This is a genomic window from Corynebacterium sp. HMSC076D02 (assembly GCF_001813815.1).
Classification (GTDB): Bacteria; Actinomycetota; Actinomycetes; order Mycobacteriales; family Mycobacteriaceae; genus Corynebacterium; species Corynebacterium simulans.
In genome coordinates this window covers 156,666-175,949 of the sequence record NZ_KV814043.1, presented here as the reverse complement: position 1 = coordinate 175,949, position 19,284 = coordinate 156,666, and the positions used below count along the sequence as shown (strand labels likewise).

The following is a 19,284-nucleotide window of genomic DNA, read 5'->3' as shown; positions in this document are numbered from 1 at the left end:
TTTTCTTATTGGCTACTTAATCTCGAGCATCACTGCGCCCTTGTTGACCTGAGCGCCCTGCTCGACGCTGAGGCCAGTGACGGTGCCGGCCTTGTGGGCCTTGACTGGGTTTTCCATCTTCATGGCTTCGAGGATGAGCACGACGTCGCCTTCTGCGACTTCCTGGCCTTCTTCGACGCCAACCTTGATGACGGTGCCCTGCATCGGTGCTACGACGGCGTCGCCAGACGCGGCGGTCTTAGAACTAGAGCCGCGGCGCTTCTTGGACTTCTTGCGGGGTGCGCCGCCGCCCAGCAGGAGATTGCCTGGGAGTGCTACCTCGATGCGGCGACCGCCGACTTCGACGACGAACTTCTGGGAGGCTGCTGCCTCCTCTTCCTCTGGGGTTTCAACGTCGACGTAGGCAGGCAGCTCGCCCACCCACTCTTCCTCAATCCATTTGGTGTAGACATCGAAGGAACCGTTCTCGGCGCTAAACGCAGGGTCGTTGACGATGGCCTGGTGGAAAGGAATGACGGTCGGAAGGCCCTCGACGGTGTACTCAGCCAGAGCGCGGCGTGCACGCTGCAGCGCGGTCTCGCGGTCTGGACCCCAGACGATGAGCTTGGCCAGCATGGAGTCGAACTGGCCGCCGATGACGGTGTTCTCGCGCACGCCGGAATCCACGCGGACGCCTGGGCCGGAAGGTTCGCTGTAGGAAACGATGGTGCCCGGTGCTGGCATAAAGCCTGCTGCGGCGTCCTCGCCGTTGATGCGGAACTCGAAAGCATGCCCGCGCGGGGTGGGATCCTCGGTGATAGAAAGTTCGCCGCCCTCTGCAATGTTGAACTGCTCGCGCACCAGGTCTAGGCCGGTGGTTTCCTCAGAGACTGGGTGTTCCACCTGCAGGCGGGTGTTGACCTCGAGGAAGGAGATCAGTCCATCGGAGCCGACCAAGTACTCGACGGTGCCAGCGCCAAAGTAGCCAGCCTCGCGGCAAATGCGCTTGGCCGACTCATGGATGGCGGTGCGCTGCTCATCGCTCAAGAACGGCGCAGGGGCTTCCTCCACTAGCTTTTGGAAGCGACGTTGCAGGGAGCAATCGCGGGTGCCGACGACGACTACGTTGCCGTGCTGGTCAGCCAGTACCTGTGCCTCGACGTGGCGAGCCTTGTCGAGATAGCGCTCGACAAAGCACTCGCCGCGGCCGAATGCGGCAGTGGCCTCGCGGGTAGCGGACTCGAAGAGCTCTGCTACTTCGTCACGCTCGTAGGCGACCTTCATGCCGCGGCCGCCGCCACCGAAGGCGGCCTTGATGGCAATTGGCAGGCCGTGTTCGTCGGCGAAGGCTTCTACCTCGGCTGCATCCTTAACCGGGTCTGGAGTGCCCGGCGCCATCGGGGCGTCGGCACGCTCTGCAATGTGGCGAGCGGTGACCTTGTCGCCCAAGTCGCGAATGGACTGTGGGGAAGGGCCGATCCAGATAAGTCCGGCGTCGATGACCGCTTGCGCGAAGTCGGCGTTTTCAGACAGGAAGCCATAGCCTGGGTGGATGGCGTCTGCGCCGGACTTGGCGGCGGCGTCGAGAATCTTGTCGAAGACAAGGTAGGACTCGGCGGAGTTTTGCCCACCTAGGGCGAAGGCTTCGTCGGCAAGCGCAACAAATGGTGCGTCGGCGTCTGGCTCTGCATAAACGGCGACGGAGGCGATGCCAGCGTCGCGCGCAGCACGGATGACGCGGACTGCAATCTCACCACGGTTAGCAATCAACACCTTGGTGATCTTCTTGGTTTCAACTGCCACGGCAGGAACCCTCCTGATAAAAATTGTATTGGACTGTCCACTATTCTTGCACACAAAAACATGAGCAAACCGTCAAGTTCCGGTTTTGCTCTCAAAAATACTCCCGCACCAGCAAGGATACGGGAGTAAATCGGCGTGTTGAACCGAGAAGTTACTTCTCGATTGGCATGCGAACCATGTTTCCCCACTCGGCCCACGAACCGTCGTAGACCTTCGTGGACTTGAATCCCAGCAGGAAGGTTAGCACGAACCAAGTGTGGGCGGCCTGCGCGCCAACATGGGAGTAGAGGATGGTCTCGGTTTCTGGCTCGAGGTTGCCATAGTTGACGCTGAGCTCAGACAGCGCGCGGAAACAGCCATTCGGGTAAACGGAGCGATCCCACTCCAAGTTGGCGGCGCCCGGAATGTGTCCGTGGCGCATGGTGGTGCCATAAGCGGACTCGCCGGTGGAAGGCTCGCCGCCGTACTCCTCAGGCGTGCGGGTATCGACGAGCTTTGCTGAGGTCTCGCGCATCTGGTCTACAAAGACGCGGAAGGTGGCGTCGTCGCGCTCTACCTCTGGGTAATCGGACTCCGGGAAGTCTGGAACCATGAAAGAGGTGTCGCGCTCTTCGGTAACCCATGCGTCGCGGCCGCCGTCGAGCAGGCGGACGTCAGGGTGGCCATAAAGTTCAAATACCCACAGGGCGTAGGCCGCCCACCAGTTGGCTTTGTCGCCGTAGATAACAACGGTGTCTTCGCGCTTGATGCCCTTGTCTCGCATGAGCTGGGAGAAGGAGGCTGCATCGACGACGTCGCGGGTGAGGGGATCGAGCAGCTCGGTCTGGAAATTAATGCGCGAGGCGGTCGGGACGTGTCCGATGTCGTAGAGGAGGGAATCCTCGTCTACTTCGATAACGCGCAGGCCCTTGGTGCCGAGCCTAGCGGAGAGCCAAGGTGCGGAAACGAGGCGCTCTGGGTGCGCATATTCCTGGAATGGGGGATGTGGATCGAACTCGGCCACGGTCCGGTTTCCTTTCTAAATGGGGTTTATAAAAGAGATCTCTCTAAACACAACAACTCTAACGCTTAAGCCCTTAAATTGGTCACCTTGAGCTGAACATTGTGGCGTTGCATACATTTTCTTGCCGATTGCCGTGGCTCACAATCACTGGTTATAACAAGCCTGCAGGTCAGATGCCTAAAATGTATCTTGAGCGGCCAAAACGTACCGGGGTTAATGCGGGGTTAACAACCCAGCGAGGAGGTGCAAACCTGCGTTATTTTTAAGGTGTGGTGCGGTACAAAACGCTGCGTAAATCGCTTGAATCGCTTAAATACTGTCTAAAACACGAAGCGTCCACAAAAAGCCGCTGGCGTACCGGACCATCACCCACACCCCCCAAACGAAAGGGAATTGCTGTGCACAAGGCAATCGTCGTCTTCGAGGTCGAGGGCGGATCTGACAAGCAGCTCAACGGCCACCGCAAGGACACCATGCCCATCGTCGAGTCCATCAAGGACGCAGGCTGGCACTCTGAGGTCGTCTTCTTCCGTCCAGAGTGGTCTGAGCGCATCTTCGAGTACGTCACCGAAAACTTCGACGCTTATATCTCCCGCGTAAACCCGGGTAATATCCCAGGCGGCGAGAAAGGCTACTTTGATCTGCTGACCAAGCTCTCTGAAGCTGGACTGGTTGGCATGTCCACTCCGTATGAGATGATGGCCTACGGTGCCAAGGATGCATTGGTCAAGCTCAATGACACTGAGCTTGTGCCTTCCGATACTGCGGCATATTACGACGTTGAGGCGTTCCACGACACTTTCCCCACCTCGCTGTCTTATGGCGAGCGCGTGCTGAAGCAAAACCGCGGTTCGACGGGCGAAGGCATCTGGCGTGTCCAGCTCGAGGACAAGTCCCTCGAGGTAGAACCTGGCACCGCACTGCCGCTAGAGACCAAGCTTAAGTGCACCGAGGCAGTGGATAACCACACCGAGGTTCGCGAGCTCGGTGAGTTCATGGATTTCTGTGACCAGTACATTGTCGGTGACAACGGCATGTTCGTTGATATGCGCTTCATGCCGCGCATCGTCGAGGGAGAAATCCGTATCCTCCTAGTCGGCCCTGACCCAGTCTTCGTGGTGCACAAGAAGCCGGCTGAAGGCGGCGACAACTTCTCCGCCACATTGTTCTCCGGCGCTAAGTACACCTATGACAAGCCCGAAGCTTGGCAGGAACTTGTAGACATGTTTGCCGAGGTTCGTCCGGTCATTGCAGAAAAGCTTGGCGGTGACAACATCCCGCTGATCTGGACTGCTGATTTCATGCTTGCCGACGGCGAGAATGGCGAGGACACCTACGTCCTCGGCGAGATCAACTGCTCCTGTGTGGGCTTTACTTCCGAGCTTGACATGGGCATTCAGCAGAAGGTTGCCGCTGAAGCCATCAAGCGCGTTGAGGCAAAACACGCTTAAGGTCTCCTCTTACTTTTGCAAACCCTGTTTCCCCGAAGGTGGTGGAAGCAGGGTTTTTATATGCCCCTTATAAAGGGAGTATTTCCCATTGGGCTGCCGAATCGTGCAGCGTGTTGTAGTTTCTTTTGTGCGTACTTAATAAATTGAAAGGAACGTCTCTCATATGACCAACCCAGACAAGTTCGGAGAAAACAACTCCGACCAGAATCCACAGCACGCTGCTGAGGACGCAATGAGCTCCTCTTCCTTCGGTAATTCCGACTTCGGCAACTCCGATTTTGGAAACTCTGATTTTGGCAAGTCTGACTTTGGCCAGTCCGATTTCGGTGCTTCTTCCTTCGGCGCTTCTGATTCCTCCGAGGCATCGAGCTTCGGCGGCGCGCACAGCACCGGCAGCGAAGAAACCGTGAACTTCGGTGAGACTTCCTCTGATTTCGGCCAGTCCGACTTCAACCGGGCCTCCTACAACAGCTCCGACTATGCCCAGGGCTTTGGCTCTGAGAACGCTCAGGCTGCCAGCGCTTCCGCCGAGCCCGCAAGCTCTGCATTGGGCTCCCACAGCGCTGATAGCGCAGGTAGCGCAAACGGCGTGAACAACACAGGCAACAGCAACGCGGGCAATGGTTTTGGCCAGTCCAGCTTTGGTCAGCCAGTTCCGCCGGCCGGCAACTTCAACCAGGGCGGCTTCAACCAGCAGTTCCAGCCGCAGGGCCAGCCACAGAACCAGCCAGGCCAGCAGAACCAGCAGGGCTTTGGCGGCTTCCAGCCACAGGGTCAGCCGGGCCAGCAGAACCAGCAGGGCTTCGGTGGCTTCCAGCCACAGGGCCAGCCAGGCCAGCCGAGCTACAACCCACAGATGCAGGGCTTCAACCAGTACCCGCAGGCGCCGAAGGATAACTTCTTTAAGTCCCTGTTTGACTTCAAGTTCTCCAGCTTCATCACCGTGAAGTTTGCATCCATCATCTACGTGATCGCAGTTGTGGTCGGTGTTCTGTCCTGGATCGGTGGCCTCCTCGTGGCCGTCACGGGCGGCTCCTTAACCGGCATCATGGGCGATCTTGCAGGCTCGTCCTATGCTGGCGGTGGCATGGCTGCAATGATGATCCTGGGCCACCTCATCTTCGGCACCCTGGGTCTGCTGATTTACCTCATTCAGGTTCGCCTCGTGCTTGAGTTCTTCGTCTCCAACATCCAGACCACGGAGAACGCTAAGAAACTCGTCGAACTGGCAGAAGCGGATAAGTAAGCCCTTCATCTGCCAGCTAAAAAGCCTCGGTCTCATGTGCTCTTTTCAAGAGCCGAGACCGAGGCTTTTTAAGTTTTAGCTATTCGATTTAGTCGAGGAGGCGGGCTACGCAGTCTGGGTCGGCGTCGGAAAGCATCTGGCGGAGGCGGTCGTACTCGTCTTGCTCACCGATTGCCTGTGCAGCGTGCGCGAGAGCCGCGATGGCGCGCAGAACGCCCTGGTTCGGCTCGTGGGCATAAGGAACTGGGCCCCAGCCCTTCCAGCCGTTGCCACGCAGGCGGTCGAGGCTGCGGTGGTAGCCCGTGCGTGCGTAGGCATAAGCGGTGATGTAGGCAATCGGCAGGGCCTCGTCCTCACGCAGGCGGGTTAGCTCCTGCTCCGCCAGCAGCGCCCACAGCAGTGGGGAATTAGGGTGTGCGACGATTCCGGCCTGCAGGTCGGAAACGGAATCCGCGCCTGGATCGGCAGGCAACTCAATAGGGGCAGGGGCTAGCATGTCTTTCATTTCCATGCCCGCAACCCTACCGCCAATCCGCTTGGTGGTGCAGATGGCTAGGGAAACTAAGCCGCGTTCCAGAAGTCCGAGACATGAAGATCAAAGGAATATAGCGCGCGCCGGACTACCGGCAGGGAAAGCCCGATGACGGAGGAGGGATCGCCCTCGATGCGGTCAATGAACCAGCCGCCGAGAGCCTCTAAGGTGAAGGCGCCGGCGCATTCCAAGGGCTCGCCCGTTGCCGCATAGGCGGCGATGTCATGCTCGGTGGCAGATGCAAAGAAGACCTTGGTACGGGAGGTCTCCACGTGGCGCTTTTCGCCATGGATGATGCAGTGACCGGTTAACAGCTCGGCGCAGTGGCCGGCTTGGGCGCGCCAGCGCTCCACGGTGGCCTGCTCGGTGTGCGGCTTGCCTTGCAGCTGGCCATCCAAAAGCAGCATTGAGTCGCCGCCGATGACAACGTCTGCGGGGTAATCGGGCGCTACCTTTTCGGCCTTTGCGGTGGCAAGGGCCGCGACGACGTCGGCAGGCGGGGTGCTGCTTAGCGACGCCTCGATGGCTCTTTCGTCGACGTGTGCTGGGGCTAAAACAGGTTCAACCCCGGCCCCGCGCAAGATGGAGGCGCGGGATGGGGATTGAGAAGCGAGGACAATTCGCATGAATTCGGCTTCAACCTTGGCGCTTAGTAGTAGCGCACGTTACGGAACGCGGACGGGTTATAGGTCTGTCCCGGTTGGCCCCAGAGATCGCGGGTAGCGCGGGTATCTGCGGCCTTGGCGCGGGCATCGGCATCCAGCTGGGTCAAAACTGCGGAAAGCGCTGCGACTTCTTCGTCAGAGGGGTTACCCTTGAGGACCTTAATCAGGGGAGCAGTCATGGTGTTTTCCTTATTACAAGACGATGTTGCCGTGCTTCTTCGGCAAAGTAGGGACAATTTTACGTTCCAGGAGACGCAGTGCTTCGATGATGGAAGCGCGGGTCGCGGCGGGAGTGATAACCGCATCCACCAGGCCGCGCTCGGCTGCCTGATACGGGCTTAGGTACTCGGCTGCTTCTTCCTCAGAAATCTCGAGCTCCTGGGCCAATGCGGCGGCGTCGGCAACTGCGATTTCGGCGGTCGGCCAGGCGTAGGACAAGTCTGCGCCCAGGTCCTTGGAGCCGAAAGCGATGTAGCCGGTACCGTGCGCGCGGCCCACGATGATGCTGAGCTTGCCGACGCTCGCTGCGGAGTAGGCATGCACGAACTTCGCCAGCGCTGCGGTTTCAAGCTGCAGGGCAGGAGCATCCACGAATTCGAGGATTGGCGTATTGAAGGCGTCGCAGAGGCGGACAAAACGTGCGGCCTTGGCGGAAGCCGCGGCGTCGAAAGTTGCACGGTTGGCGATGATGCCGACGGTGCGGCCCTCGACGCGGCCGAAGCCGGTAAAGACGCCTTCAACTTTAGCTTCGAGCTCGAAGACATCGTCGCAGACTGCTTCGAGGACTGCGTGCAGGTCAACTTCGCCGGAATCGTCGACGATGCTGTTGAGGGCTTCGTCATCCGCAGACATATTTTCTTCGACGGAGCCCACCATGAGCGGGGCATCCGTGCGCGGGGCCTCAGCGCGGTTATTCGCCGGCAGGTAGCTCAAAACCTGTTGGATCAAGGCGATCTCATTGGCTTCGGAGCTGGCGTTGAGATGGCCGTCGGGGGCAATGGTTACGTCGGCAAGCGCGGCGACCAGCGAAGCATCCTTGGAATCGGCGTAGACCGCGGTGACCTGCGGGATAAGGCCAGATGCCGTGGTGGCGCGGGCCAGGATGCGAGCCTGCATTGCGGAGGAAACGATGCCTTCCTGGGCACGGGGCTTGTCTCCGGCGACCATGGCTACGATAGGAACGCCGGTCTTAATGGCAAGGTCATAAAGCTTGGTGATCTTCTCGCCGTAAACCTCGCCCATGGTGCCGTCAAAGATGGTTGCGTCCTGTGCATAAGCACATACCTTGCGGCCGCCTACCGTGCCATAGCCGGTGATAACGCCGTCGGTATAAGGGCGGTCATACTCGCGGCCGAAGTCGGTGGAGCGGTGACGCGCCAGTGCGTCGGTTTCGACGAAGGAGCCGGCATCGAATAACGCGGTAATCGCGCTACGTGCGGCAGGGACCTCGCCCTGTGGCGCTCGGGACTCGGTGAGTTTATTGCTCAGGTCCTCAATCTTGCCAGCGGTGGTCTTCATGTCAGTCATAGATATGCAGTCTACAAGCTTGGGCGCCATACGCTCACCTCGCGGTGAACGCATGGCGCGAAATCATATGGCGCCCAGTGCTAGGACGAACTCGAGCTTAGGCTAGAAAGCCCCCACGAAGATTGCGAAGATCCGTTTTCTTCAGGTTCGCCTGGGGAACCGGAAGCATCATCGACTTCCGGAAGCTTCACGTATTCCGGAATCGCCGCTGGTTCTTTAAGCGGCTGCTTGGCAGGGGCCATGTCCATTCCAATGTCTTTGGCAAAGATTACTCGGGTGCCGGTATAGACAGACTCAGCATTGGCGGAAAACTCAAACACGCGTGCGCCACGCAGTGAGTGCTGCGCTAATGTGCCGTCGCGGAGACCGTAGGCCCCGAAACCGGTGCCCGGGCCGTAGCCCAATTCGATGCCGTAATAGTTGCCCATGTAGGTGTTGATGTGGTCGTGGCCGCAGTAGATTCCGCGAATGTCGCCACGGGCTTGGGCCGCGGCATAAATGCCAGAATTGAACGCGCCTACATAGCAGTCTTCGTTCTTTTCTCCTTTGATTCCATGCTTCTCTACCGCTTTCGCGTGGTCAAGCAGACCGTTCTTGAGCGGGCCGCCGAACCACATGTCGCGGTGCTCATAGGTAGGAATATGGAAGAACATAAGCCCTTCGACCTGAGAACCTGTCGCCGCGGCCAGCGCATCCGACTGCTGTGCGTACCACGCAATCTGCTCTGGGTGAATGTAATCATAGGCCGGCAAATCTGCTGCATCTTGCCCACCGATGGTCTCCGGGTGATAGCGGCCAGAATCGAGAAGCCAAAAGCTGAAGCGAGCAGTCGCGGCGTCGTAAAGCGCAAGATGCGTATTCGAAGCACCATAGCCGCCGGACGAGGCAGGCGCATTTCGGTTGTGGCGGTAGGAACGCACGAACTGCGTCATGTGCTGGTGGCGCACACCAGTGCCGCCCTCCTCTGCGGAATCTTCGTCGTGGTTGCCAAAGGTAACGGCCCAGGGGATACCACGGCTTTCCATTGGCAGCACCACGTTATTGATGGCTTGGTAGACCTGCTTTGGGGTGGTTGGGCCGGCGGAAATGACATCGCCGTTGATAAGCACAAACCCTGGCTTTTCTGCGTCGAGAACGTGCTCCATGAACTCGATTGTGCGCTTATCAGCTAGGTGATCATCTTGAGTGTCATTGAACTGAATGACTTTAAAGGAACCGTCGGAATTGAATTCCAGCCGAGACGGCGTTTGATCGTCTTGCGAGGGGCTATCCAAGGGAAACGAAGCATCTTGCGCGGCTGCTGTGCTCTGGTTTGAAGTTACGGCGCCAAGCCCGAGAAGAGAGGCACCTGAGAGGAAATTGCGGCGTTTAATCTTGGACATAGCGCTTTCCTAGTCTCCTTATTAAATAAGAAATTTTTGAAATACAGTTGGAGACTAGGGCGCTTTGGTATCCGGGCAATGGCCGCCAGATGAAGAATAGGAGAATAGAGAGAAACTATCTAGAGCGGGACGTTGCCGTGCTTGCGCGCCGGACGGGGGACGTTCTTGTCAGCGTAAAGGCGCAGGTTCCGAGTGATAGCACTGCGGGTTTCAGAAGGGAGGAGCACTGCGTCTATTAGTCCGCGTTCTGCCGCCTTGTAGGGGTTTAGCATGTGGTCTTCGTACTCGCGTTCAAAGGACTTGGCGAGCTCTTCGACGTCGAGGCCTTCTTCACGGGCCTTCTTGAGCTCCTTGCGGTAGATGAAGCCGATGGCGCCGGCGGCGCCCATGACCGCGATTTGGGCGGTCGGCCATGCGAGGTTGACGTCTGCGCCAAGCCCCTTGGAGCCCATCACGCAATAAGCACCGCCGTAGGCCTTGCGCAGGGTGACAGTGATCTTCGGTACGGTGGCTTCGCCGTAGGCGTAGAGAAGCTTGGCGCCGCGGCGGAGGATGCCGTCGTGTTCTTGGGAGGCACCGGGCAGAAAACCCGGGACATCGACGAGCATGACGATGGGGATGTTGAAGGCGTCGCAGGCGCGGACGAAGCGCGCCGCCTTCTCGGAGGAGTCGATATCAAGGCAGCCAGCGAAGACCTGCGGCTGGTTGGCCACGAAACCGACGGTTTGGCCTTCGACGCGGCCGAAGGCTACGACGACGTTTTCGGCGCGTTCTGCCTGGATTTCGAGGAATTCGCCGTCGTCGGTGATGGCTTCGATGACGTGCTTGACGTCGTAGGGCTGGGTAGGGGAATCAGGGATGATCTCGTCGAGAATGAGGTCATCGGCGGTTTCATCGCCGAGTTCTTCATAGGGCTCAAAAGGTGCGCGCTGGCGGTTATTGGAGGGGAGATAGGTCAAAAGGTCGTGGACCCAGTCGAGGGCTTCTTCATCGGTGGCGGCGGTGAAATGGGAGTTACCGGCGGATTGCATGTGAGTGGAGGCGCCGCCGAGTTCCTCCTGGGTGATTTCTTCACCGGTGACGGTCTTGATGACGTCGGGGCCGGTGACGAACATCTTGGACTTTTCCTCGACCATAACGACGAAGTCAGTCAAGGCAGGGGAGTAGGCGTTGCCACCGGCACAAGCGCCCATGATGACGGAGATCTGTGGGACCACGCCGGAGGCCTTGACGTTTTGGTAGAAGGTGCGCGCGATCCAGTCGAGGGAGACTGCGCCATCTTGGATGCGGGCACCGGCACCTTCATAAAGGCCGATGAGCGGGCGGCCGGTGGTTACGGCAAGCTCCATGATTTTTACCATCTTTTCGCCGTAGACCTCGCCGAGCGCGCCACCGAAGACGGTGCCATCTTGGGAGAAGATGCAGACCTCGCGGCCATCGATGGTTCCCCAGCCGGTAACGATTCCGTCGGTCAATGGCTTTTTCGCGCCCATGCCGAAATCGGAGGTGCGGTGCACGGCGAGCATATCGGTTTCGACGAATGAGCCTTCATCGAGCAGATAGTCAAGGCGCTCGCGTGCCGTCAAACGGCCAGCGGCGTGGACTTTCTCGTAGGCCTTTTTGCCGAGCGGAGCGGCGGCTTGCTCGCGGCGTCGCTTAAGTTCGGCGATTTTTCCGGCAGTGGTGGCAGCTTGCTCATCCTCGAGGGAGGTCAAATGTGAGGAAATAGTCATGTTTTCAGAGTTTAAAGAATGCCCTCGTGGTTTTACACCTCGAAACACAGGTGATTTCCCTCACAAAACTAGTTTGTGCTGCTAAGTGATGTGGGGCAAAGAAAAGTGCCTAGCTTCCCTTCGCAGAAAAGCTAGGCACTTTACGGTTTGAGGCTGGGGGGTTAGGCTGCGAGGCCGAAATCCATGAGGAAGAGCTCCACCTCGTAGACCTCTTCGGTGCGCGGTGCGCGGCCGGCAATGGAGTTGAATACGGAAATGATGTCATCCGTCGTGGCCGGTGTGGTGCCACGGTTGACGAGCTCCTCGGTAACGAGGGCTTCCATAGGGGTTGCGTCCAAGGCGTCAAGGCCCGTGCCGGTGGCGCTCTTGAATGTGGTTGCGAACGAGTTAATCAGTCCGTTGATGGTATTCATTGATGCTCACCTTCTTTCGATCTGGACAATGAATCTTCGGCCGCTAGGGGTAGGGAAAATAAATGTAGGTAAAAACAAAGAAACTAGCGGACGAGCTGATAAGTACTCGATGGTACGCTCGGTCCGCTAGTTTAGCAACCTTTAGTTCCGTGTTAGTTAACTTTTCGTTAACTTAACGCTTGAGGAACTTTGTTTTAAGTCCTGTCTTAATGCTTGCTGGAAAGACCCGGGAAGAGCTCAATTCCGAAGTAATTGTGAATCGAATCCTTAGCAATCCAAGAGATGGCAATCAGGATGATTACGCCCAAGACTGCGTAGACGGTCCAGCCCAAAACCTTCATCTGGGCGGAGGCCTCGGTGTCGCCGACGATGACGCCGTCGCTGTTGCGGATTGGGTCACCGGTCATGCAACGCATGCCCAAGGCGAAAAGGAGCGGGATGCCAGCGCCGAAGGCTAGTGCCAAGCCGGCGACGCGGGTGATGGCGACGAGAATTTCCATTGCGGTCATGGCGATTCCTACTTTCCTTGGGAGACTTCGTGGGCGGAGCTGGAAGCGTCGTCGACGACGCCGTGTGCGCCATTCGCGGCGCCCGGAGCGTTGCCGGTGGCAACGCCGGCGGCAACCTTGTCGTGAGCCTGCATGGAGGAGTCAACAGACTCAGCGTCAGCGTCCCAGTCATCGTTGACGTTGGATGCATCCACTGGGTTGCGGCGAGCGCGCAGCAGGATTACGGCGACCATGGCGAGCAAAATGATGGCGTCGACGATGGCGCCAGTCAGGGTGTTGGTTGCACCGCTAACCAGGCGTGCAATCCACCAGGTGGCGAAGCCGACTGCAGCAGCGCAAGGCAGGGTGATTAGCCATGCGGAAACCATGCGCATTGCAACGCCCCAGCGGACCTGTGCGCCCTTCTTGCCCAGGCCGGTACCGAGGATGGAACCGGTGGAAACGTGGGTGGTAGACAGTGCCATGCCGCCAGCGGCGGAGGTGAGGATGATGGCTGCGGAAGAAGCCTCGGCGGCCATACCCTGTGGGGACTCGATTTCCACCAAGCCCTTGCCCAGGGTGCGGATGACGCGCCAGCCGCCAGACATGGTGCCGGCTGCGATTGCCACTGCACAGGCAATGATGACCCAGGTTGGGATGCGCTGATCGGCATTTGCCTCACCAGCTGCGACGAGGGCCAAGAAGATTACGCCCATGGTCTTCTGTGCGTCGCCTGCGCCGTGTGCCAGGGAAACTAGGCATGCGGTGACGATCTGGCCGTGGCGGAAGTGCTCGTTCTTTACGCGCTCCGGGATGGTGTTAGTAACCCAGTAGACCAGCGCGGTGCCGCAGGCCGAAACCATGGCGGCGATGAAAGGGGATGCGATTGCTGGGATGATGATTTTGCCGGCGATGGAAGACCATGCAACGCCGCCGCTGCCGAGGGCTGCAAAGGCTGCACCGATGAGGCCGCCGAAAAGGGCGTGGGAAGAAGAGGATGGCATTCCGAGGAGCCATGTAAATAGGTTCCAGAAGATACCGCCAATGAGGCCGGTGAATACGACCATTAGGAGTGCTTCTCCATCGGTTGCGACAGAGAGATCGTAGGAATCAAGGTTGACGATGCCTTTTGCCACGGTTGCGGCAACATGAACGGAAAGAAAGGCACCGAGCAGGTTGAGCAATGCGGAAATGGTGACTGCGGTAAATGGCTTTAGAGCGCCGGTGGCAATGGAGGTGGCCATTGCGTTAGCGGTGTCGTGGAAGCCGTTGGTGAAGTCAAAGGCAAGGGCAGTGACGATCACGATGGCCAAGATGATTAGTGTCGCTGTCACGGGCGCGACCCCTTTCCAAGGTTCTTCGGTTCTTCTCGAGCGAGGGAGCGTGGCGTGACGGCCGAGGTTAAACTCGGCGACAGTGTCGCAACCGCGTTCCTAACTAACAACGGTATAGAGTAGGCCCCTCATGGGATTGGGTCTAATCTCTCAATGGTTGCCATGACCTTGGGTTTTGCGCTTTATGTTCGGTATTTAAATCATTAGATAGCCGGTCTTTGGTGAAGATTCCCGCTGTATACATATCGCGTTAACCTATTGTTAACCCAAGACGGGGGAGTGCACCCCCGGCCGATATGCATTTTCCGTTTAGATCCTATTTATTCAGTCCTATTTATTCACTGGCTTATTGGTCCTCGATGGGCAGCCAAGCGTAGCCAAATGGCCCTAATTCCACCGGGCCCAGATCGACGGCGTCCGCGGTGAAGTTGTGCAGACACAGAAGGCCGCCCCGCTGGAACGCAAAGATGCCTGCTTCGCCCGTTTCAACCGCCTCGAAGGGGGCGCTTGCTAGCTCGGGGAAGGCCTTTCGCTGGGCAATGAGTTCGCGCACGGTATTGAGCAGCGATGTCGGATCCGTTTTTTGCTCTTCGACGTTGATCTTCGTGCCGCCCACGATTGGGCGGCGCGGGTGCGGGGCCGTGGTGAAGCCAGTGCCGTCGCCAGGGGCCCATTGCATAGGGGTGCGCACTGCGTCGCGGTCTGGAAGTGAAGGAGAATCCGCCATGCCGATTTCATCGCCGTAGTAGAAGAAAGGCGAACCCGGCATGGAAAGCAAAAGCGAGAAGAAAAGCTCAATCTTGCGCCGGTCATTTCCCAGAAGCGGAGCCAAGCGGCGGGCAATACCCACGTGGGCGCGCATCTGCTCATCCGGAAGGTAATGGCGATACATCAGCTCGCGGCTGGCATCGTCGACCATTTCGAGCGTCAGCTCGTCATGGTTGCGCAGGAAGGTGCCCCACTGGCAGCCGGCAGGTAGCTCGGGGATTTCATCCATGATGGCGTAGAGGGGGGTGGCGTCGCCAAGCGCAAGTGCCTCATATATGCGCGGCATCAGGGGGAAGTTGAAGACCATGTGGACGCGATTGCCGGTGCCGAAGAACTCCATGGTTTCTTTCGGCGGCTGGTTGGCCTCGGCCACCATGACGGCCTCCGGATAGTTCTCATCCATGAAGGCACGTAGCTTCTCGACGAACGCGATGGTCTCCGGAAGGGATTCGCCTCCCTGGCCATCACGCTCATAGAGATAGGGGATGGCGTCCAAGCGGAAGCCGTCTAGGCCCTTGTCCATCCAGAAAGAAACGATGCGGAAGACTTCCTCGTGGACGGCAGGATTGTCATAGTTGAGATCCGGCTGGTGCGAGTAGAAGCGATGGAAGTAGTACTGCTCGCGCACCTCATCCCAGGCCCATGTGGAATCTTCGACGTCGGTGAAGATGATGCGGATTTCGGGATACCGGTTCGGATCGTCTCCCCACACGTAGTAATTGCCGTAAGGGCCCGCAGGATCGCGGCGGGACGCTTGAAACCATTCGTGCTCGGTCGAGGTGTGATTGAGAGCGAGGTCCGTCATTAAACGCATGCCGCGCTTGTGGGTCTCGGCTACGAGCTGCTCGAAGTCTTCCATTGTGCCGTAATCGGGGTGGATGGCGTAGTAATCGGCGATGTCGTAGCCGTCATCCTTCAAAGGGGAGGCATAGAAAGGCGAAAGCCAGAGACAATCGACGCCGAGCCACTGTAGATAGTCAAGCTTTTCGATGACGCCTTGGAGCGTGCCGACGCCTTGGCCGCCGCTGGGACCCGCGTCCTTAAAAGAGCCGACGAGGGCCTGGTAGAAGATGGCGTTTTCGTACCAATTCATGCGAGGTCCTTTCTTTTTGCGCGCCAGAGTAGATATTCAATGGTGCATAGGCCGCCGGCCAATAAACCGGGCCAGATGGCGGGAGAGACAGAGAAGAGATTGATTACTGCTTGGATTAAGGCAAGGAAGGCAAAGAAGCCAACAAAGCCTAGAGCAGTGTCCCACAATAAAGCCCGACGCATTAGCTGACTTTGAGGTTGAACGCGGTTCCGTCGGACAATTGGATGGCGGTAGCGCCTTCCTTTAATGCGCGAACGCTGGCGTTGTATTCCGTGGCGCCATCAGTGCGCGCCGGGGAAAATTCAGCGACTTCGGGATTGCTAACCTCGGCATCGAGACCTGCGGACTCGGTGATGACGAGGACCTCATCGATTTTTAGGTCGAAGGTCTGACCAGATAGCTCCTTTGGGCTCAAGATGAGTGGGGCAGGCATGCCCACGGACTCAGCTTGGCTTGCTGCGACTTGCTCCTCCTCCGAAGGCGCGCACGCAGCGCTGGCTAGAGCTAGACAAGCAGAAAATACGGCAATCCCTAGGTTTTTAAGCATTAGGCCTTTACACCTCCGGCGGTGAGACCGGCGACGATGCGATGCTGGAAGATGAGCACCATGATGATGAGCGGGATAGTGACAAGCGCGCCGGCGGCCATGGTAGCGGCATAAGGGTATTCGAACGCGGAAGGGCCGGAGAAGCGGGCGATGGCCACGGTGACCGGCTCAGTGGAATCATTCGAGAGCTGGCGCGCCAACATGAACTCATTCCACGTGGTGATGAAAGCAATGATGGCGGTGGTAAACAGTGCCGGTGCCGCGAGCGGGAGCAGAACCAGGCGGAAAGCCTGGCTGCGGGAAGCGCCGTCGACGCGGGCGGCTTCCTCTAGCTCCCAGGGCAGCTGCCGGAAGAAGCTTAGCAAGGTATAAACCGTCAGCGGCAGCGCGAAGGAAATATTCGGGATGATCATCGCGCGGTAGGTGCCGATCCAGTCGAGGTTGCCAAACATCTGGAAAAGCGGGGTAACCAAGGCGATGGCGGGGAACATGGAAGCCGCCAGAATTATGCCGGTAACGATGCCCTTGCCAGGGAAGTTATAGCGCGCCAAAGCATAAGCAGTAAATACGCCTACTGCTACGGCGATGGCGGTGGTGGCCAGTGAAATAACCAAGGAATTGCCGAGAGCGGCAAGGAAGTTATTGCCCTTATCAGTAGCCAGTGCATCCTGGAAATTCTCCAAGGTGACATGGGTAGGCCACGGCGTGGTGTCGAAAGTGTGGTCTTTATTGCGAAGCGCAGTAATGACCATCCAGTAGAAGGGCGCAAGCCCCCAGAACATGATGAAGATGATGCCTGCGTAGTGTCCGAACTTTTTCATTACTTGGCCGCCTTCCTATTCGCACCGCGCTTACTGCCAGAAACATCGGCCCCCAAGAAGCGAACCAGAATGAAGGCCACGACGAAGATGAGCAAGAAGATGAGTGTGGACAGCGCAGAAGCCGAGTTGAAGTTGCCTTGGCGCATATCCTCAACCACTAGCTGGGAGATAGTGGCAGTAGGGGCGTTGGAAGAAGCCGAAATCATGATGACAGGAAGGTCGTACATGCGCAGTGCGTCGAGCGTGCGGAACAAGATCGCAACCATCAGCGCCGGGCGCACCAGCGGCAGCGTGATCTTGAAAAAGGTTTGTACGCGGCTTGCGCCGTCGACGCGGGCTGCGTCGTAGACATCCCGCGGAATCATCTGCAGGCCTGCCAAGATAAGCAGGGCCATGAAAGGGGCAGTCTTCCACACGTCAGCGATGATGACTGCCAGACGTGCGTAGAAAGGATCGGTGGTCCAAGCGAAGTCAGTGCCGAGCAGGGAGTTAACGATGCCATCTGGTGCGAACATGAACTGCCACAGCTTTGCTGTAACGGCAGTAGGAATAGCCCACGGCACCAGGACTGCGGCGCGCACTAGGCCGCGGCCCTTGTACTCGCCATTCATGATGATGGCCATGAACATACCGAGGATGGTCTCAAGCAGGACGGTGACCACGGTGAAAAACAGCGTGATCTTCAGCGCCGGCCAGAAATCCGTGGCAATCACGCCCGGAGGACATTGCGCTATCTGCCCAGTGCCGGAAACACACCGGTTATTGATCCAGTACAGGTAGTTCTCAAGGCCTGCAAAGCCGCCTTCTTCAAAGATTCCCGTCTTGGGGTTGAGGTGGCGGTTTCCCTGGAAAGAAAGCCAGATGGCACGCAAGATTGGGTAACCGATGACGACGGCGAGCACAAGGAGAGCTGGCGCGATTAGGCCCGCGGCATGCAAATTCTGCTTGCGCTTCATGGCGGTGGGCGTTGTTACTGCCACGCTGGGGACGCCTTTCTGCTGGAGATTAACAGGTTGGGTAAGAGTCTAACTGGTGTGCCTGACATCAAAGACAATGCGGGGCGTGCGCGAGCACACAAGCTCACCCACGCCCCGCATGGCACCTCCTTCTTGAGCCTTCCTACAAGAAGAAAGGAGCTGCAAGGAGCTTAAAAATTTAGCCCTGGGAAGCAGCCTCGATGGCGGCCTTCATGTCCTTGGTTGCATCGTCCACGGACTTGTCAGCGGTCAAAGCTGCATAAGCGTTATCCTGCACGGCCTTGGAAATAGCGGTGTAGAACGGGGAAACCGGACGCGGCGCTGCGTTCTCGAGGGATTCCTTGAGAGCTGGCAGGTACGGGAACTGCTCAATGAGGGCTGGGTCATCGTAGACGGAAGCCAGAACCGGCGGGAAGGAAGCCTCAGCGAAGGACTTCTGGTTTTCCTCGTTGATGATGAACTTCATGAAGTCCAGCGCGGTGGCCTTCTTCTCAGAGTTGATGTTGATGCCGTTGTTGTAGCCACCCAGGGTGGAAACACCGACGCCGTCCTTGCCCACCAGCGGCTGGACTTCGAACTTCACGCCCGCATCTTCAGCGTTGGTGTACATATAAGGCCAGTTGATTGCGAAAGCAGATTTGCCCTCGGTGAAGGCCAGATTGGTCTCCTCCTCGGTAGCGGCGGTGGAGTCCTTGGAGATGACGCCGTCCTTATAAGCGTCGACAAGCGCCTGCAGGCCGGCCTTGGACTCTGCGGAATCCACGGAAGGAGCGCCATCATCAGAAAGAACGGAGCCGCCCCAGCCCTCCATGAAGCCGGCGGTGTTAACGGTCAGACCCTCGTACTGCTTGAGCTGGGTGGTCAGGCAGGAGGTGTCCTTCTTGAGCGCCTCACACGCGGACTTCAGATCAGCGAACTTCTCCGGAGCCTTGTCTGCCAAGTCGGTGTTACGGAACAGCAGCTGGCCGTTGGTGTTCTGCGGCAGTGCGTAGAGGGTGTCGTTGTAGGTTGCAGACTCAACGGTGGAATCCAGCAAACCATCGGTATCAACCTCAAGGTCATCGGTCAGCGGCGCGAGCCACTGGTTGGCTGCGAACTCTGCGGTCCAGACGACGTCGAGTGCCATGACGTCGTAGTCAGAGTTGCCTGCCTGCAGGGACTGAACCAAGGTGTCGCGCTGTGCGTCAGCCTCACCGGCCAGTTCCTTCAAGGTGACCTTTTCTTCTGGGTGCTCCTTGTTCCACTTTTCAATGATCGGCTGGATCTTGTCAGTGTCATTCTTACCCATCGCGAAGGTGATAGGGCCGCGGCCGTCGGCACCGTCTACGGAGCCCTGTGCGGCGGAATCGGATGAGCCTTCGTCGGAGGAGCAGCCTGCCAGAGCCAGCGCGAGAGCAGCGGTGGTTACGACGGCGCCCTTCTGGACGGTACGAAGTTGAGAGCGAAGTACGGACTTCTTCATGGGCAATAAACCTTTCGGAAAACTTCTTGTGCCTTAAAAATAAGTTACAGTGTCCACACT

19 protein-coding genes are annotated in these 19,284 nt (G+C 58.2%); 2 read left to right on the top strand and 17 right to left on the bottom strand.

The window, feature by feature from the left end; genetic code table 11:
• Positions 1–12: 12 nt before the first annotated feature.
• Both HMPREF2935_RS03065 and HMPREF2935_RS03060 read right to left on the bottom strand, forming a co-directional pair.
• Positions 13–1,782, bottom strand: a complete 1,770-nt coding sequence (locus HMPREF2935_RS03065; RefSeq protein WP_070731945.1) for an acetyl/propionyl/methylcrotonyl-CoA carboxylase subunit alpha — start codon at positions 1,780–1,782, stop codon at positions 13–15.
• A 151-nt stretch (positions 1,783–1,933) separates the two neighbouring features.
• Complete coding sequence (locus HMPREF2935_RS03060) at positions 1,934–2,785, bottom strand: sulfurtransferase (protein ID WP_070731942.1); 852 nt, start codon at positions 2,783–2,785, stop codon at positions 1,934–1,936.
• 398 nt (positions 2,786–3,183) lie between these two features.
• On the opposite strand from HMPREF2935_RS03060, the gene HMPREF2935_RS03055 reads away from it, so the two are divergent.
• Positions 3,184–4,236 carry a Cj0069 family protein gene (locus tag HMPREF2935_RS03055; protein WP_070731941.1) on the top strand — a complete coding sequence of 351 codons (1,053 nt, stop codon included), beginning with the start codon at positions 3,184–3,186 and terminating at the stop codon, positions 4,234–4,236.
• A gap of 163 nt (positions 4,237–4,399) precedes the next feature.
• Positions 4,400–5,482 carry a DUF4282 domain-containing protein gene (locus HMPREF2935_RS03050; protein ID WP_070731939.1) on the top strand — a complete coding sequence of 361 codons (1,083 nt, stop codon included), beginning with the start codon at positions 4,400–4,402 and terminating at the stop codon, positions 5,480–5,482.
• 88 nt (positions 5,483–5,570) lie between these two features.
• Here the strand turns inward: HMPREF2935_RS03050 and HMPREF2935_RS03045 are convergent, their stop codons facing one another.
• The 15 genes from HMPREF2935_RS03045 to HMPREF2935_RS02975 form a co-directional block, all read right to left on the bottom strand.
• Complete coding sequence (locus HMPREF2935_RS03045) at positions 5,571–5,993, bottom strand: DUF3151 domain-containing protein (RefSeq protein ID WP_061920742.1); 423 nt, start codon at positions 5,991–5,993, stop codon at positions 5,571–5,573.
• 50 nt (positions 5,994–6,043) lie between these two features.
• The gene (locus tag HMPREF2935_RS03040) at positions 6,044–6,640 is read right to left on the bottom strand and encodes a Maf family protein (protein WP_070731938.1); all 597 of its coding nucleotides are present in this window, start codon (positions 6,638–6,640) and stop codon (positions 6,044–6,046) included.
• Positions 6,641–6,663: 23 nt separating this feature from the next.
• Positions 6,664–6,858, bottom strand: coding sequence for an acyl-CoA carboxylase subunit epsilon (locus HMPREF2935_RS03035; protein WP_061920746.1), 195 nt, complete (start codon positions 6,856–6,858; stop codon positions 6,664–6,666).
• A gap of 13 nt (positions 6,859–6,871) precedes the next feature.
• Positions 6,872–8,206 carry a carboxyl transferase domain-containing protein gene (locus HMPREF2935_RS03030; RefSeq protein ID WP_070731936.1) on the bottom strand — a complete coding sequence of 445 codons (1,335 nt, stop codon included), beginning with the start codon at positions 8,204–8,206 and terminating at the stop codon, positions 6,872–6,874.
• Positions 8,207–8,286: 80 nt separating this feature from the next.
• Positions 8,287–9,588: a metallophosphoesterase family protein gene (locus HMPREF2935_RS03025; RefSeq protein WP_070731934.1), complete on the bottom strand. Its 1,302-nt coding sequence runs from the start codon at positions 9,586–9,588 to the stop codon at positions 8,287–8,289.
• Between the two features lie 119 nt (positions 9,589–9,707).
• Positions 9,708–11,321, bottom strand: coding sequence for an acyl-CoA carboxylase subunit beta (locus HMPREF2935_RS03020; protein WP_062042020.1), 1,614 nt, complete (start codon positions 11,319–11,321; stop codon positions 9,708–9,710).
• Positions 11,322–11,482: 161 nt separating this feature from the next.
• Positions 11,483–11,734 carry a hypothetical protein gene (locus tag HMPREF2935_RS03015; RefSeq protein WP_061920751.1) on the bottom strand — a complete coding sequence of 84 codons (252 nt, stop codon included), beginning with the start codon at positions 11,732–11,734 and terminating at the stop codon, positions 11,483–11,485.
• A 206-nt stretch (positions 11,735–11,940) separates the two neighbouring features.
• Positions 11,941–12,243 carry a hypothetical protein gene (locus HMPREF2935_RS03010; RefSeq protein ID WP_061920753.1) on the bottom strand — a complete coding sequence of 101 codons (303 nt, stop codon included), beginning with the start codon at positions 12,241–12,243 and terminating at the stop codon, positions 11,941–11,943.
• An 8-nt stretch (positions 12,244–12,251) separates the two neighbouring features.
• On the bottom strand, positions 12,252–13,556 hold the full coding sequence (locus HMPREF2935_RS03005) for an inorganic phosphate transporter (RefSeq protein WP_061920756.1): 1,305 nt from the start codon (positions 13,554–13,556) through the stop codon (positions 12,252–12,254).
• 346 nt (positions 13,557–13,902) lie between these two features.
• Positions 13,903–15,417, bottom strand: a complete 1,515-nt coding sequence (gene treS / locus HMPREF2935_RS03000) for a maltose alpha-D-glucosyltransferase (protein ID WP_062042017.1) — start codon at positions 15,415–15,417, stop codon at positions 13,903–13,905.
• The gene (locus tag HMPREF2935_RS13460; protein WP_061920760.1) at positions 15,414–15,599 is read right to left on the bottom strand and encodes a hypothetical protein; all 186 of its coding nucleotides are present in this window, start codon (positions 15,597–15,599) and stop codon (positions 15,414–15,416) included. Before HMPREF2935_RS13460 ends, treS begins: the two co-directional genes overlap by 4 nt.
• Complete coding sequence (locus HMPREF2935_RS02990; protein ID WP_070518461.1) at positions 15,599–15,964, bottom strand: hypothetical protein; 366 nt, start codon at positions 15,962–15,964, stop codon at positions 15,599–15,601. Before HMPREF2935_RS02990 ends, HMPREF2935_RS13460 begins: the two co-directional genes overlap by 1 nt.
• Complete coding sequence (locus HMPREF2935_RS02985; protein ID WP_061920765.1) at positions 15,964–16,785, bottom strand: carbohydrate ABC transporter permease; 822 nt, start codon at positions 16,783–16,785, stop codon at positions 15,964–15,966. The genes HMPREF2935_RS02990 and HMPREF2935_RS02985 overlap by 1 nt, the downstream gene beginning before the upstream one ends.
• Complete coding sequence (locus tag HMPREF2935_RS02980; protein WP_062035752.1) at positions 16,785–17,741, bottom strand: carbohydrate ABC transporter permease; 957 nt, start codon at positions 17,739–17,741, stop codon at positions 16,785–16,787. Before HMPREF2935_RS02980 ends, HMPREF2935_RS02985 begins: the two co-directional genes overlap by 1 nt.
• Before the next feature lie 199 nt (positions 17,742–17,940).
• Complete coding sequence (locus tag HMPREF2935_RS02975; RefSeq protein ID WP_061920769.1) at positions 17,941–19,224, bottom strand: ABC transporter substrate-binding protein; 1,284 nt, start codon at positions 19,222–19,224, stop codon at positions 17,941–17,943.
• Positions 19,225–19,284 lie beyond the last annotated feature (60 nt).

Excerpts from the sequence above, each read along its gene's own strand:
- HMPREF2935_RS02985 (WP_061920765.1), bottom strand. The coding sequence starts at position 16,785 with ATGAAAAAGTTCGGACACTACGCAGGCATCATCTTCATCATGTTCTGG.
- HMPREF2935_RS03020 (WP_062042020.1), bottom strand. The coding sequence starts at position 11,321 with ATGACTATTTCCTCACATTTGACCTCCCTCGAGGATGAGCAAGCTGCC.
- HMPREF2935_RS03040 (WP_070731938.1), bottom strand. The coding sequence starts at position 6,640 with ATGCGAATTGTCCTCGCTTCTCAATCCCCATCCCGCGCCTCCATCTTG.
- HMPREF2935_RS02975 (WP_061920769.1), bottom strand. The coding sequence starts at position 19,224 with ATGAAGAAGTCCGTACTTCGCTCTCAACTTCGTACCGTCCAGAAGGGC.
- HMPREF2935_RS03010 (WP_061920753.1), bottom strand. The coding sequence starts at position 12,243 with ATGACCGCAATGGAAATTCTCGTCGCCATCACCCGCGTCGCCGGCTTG.
- HMPREF2935_RS03050 (WP_070731939.1), top strand. The coding sequence starts at position 4,400 with ATGACCAACCCAGACAAGTTCGGAGAAAACAACTCCGACCAGAATCCA.
- HMPREF2935_RS03025 (WP_070731934.1), bottom strand. The coding sequence starts at position 9,588 with ATGTCCAAGATTAAACGCCGCAATTTCCTCTCAGGTGCCTCTCTTCTC.
- HMPREF2935_RS03015 (WP_061920751.1), bottom strand. The coding sequence starts at position 11,734 with ATGAATACCATCAACGGACTGATTAACTCGTTCGCAACCACATTCAAG.
- HMPREF2935_RS13460 (WP_061920760.1), bottom strand. The coding sequence starts at position 15,599 with ATGCGTCGGGCTTTATTGTGGGACACTGCTCTAGGCTTTGTTGGCTTC.
- HMPREF2935_RS02980 (WP_062035752.1), bottom strand. The coding sequence starts at position 17,741 with ATGAAGCGCAAGCAGAATTTGCATGCCGCGGGCCTAATCGCGCCAGCT.
- HMPREF2935_RS03035 (WP_061920746.1), bottom strand. The coding sequence starts at position 6,858 with ATGACTGCTCCCCTGATTAAGGTCCTCAAGGGTAACCCCTCTGACGAA.
- HMPREF2935_RS03030 (WP_070731936.1), bottom strand. The coding sequence starts at position 8,206 with ATGACTGACATGAAGACCACCGCTGGCAAGATTGAGGACCTGAGCAAT.
- HMPREF2935_RS03045 (WP_061920742.1), bottom strand. The coding sequence starts at position 5,993 with ATGGAAATGAAAGACATGCTAGCCCCTGCCCCTATTGAGTTGCCTGCC.
- treS (WP_062042017.1), bottom strand. The coding sequence starts at position 15,417 with ATGAATTGGTACGAAAACGCCATCTTCTACCAGGCCCTCGTCGGCTCT.
- HMPREF2935_RS02990 (WP_070518461.1), bottom strand. The coding sequence starts at position 15,964 with ATGCTTAAAAACCTAGGGATTGCCGTATTTTCTGCTTGTCTAGCTCTA.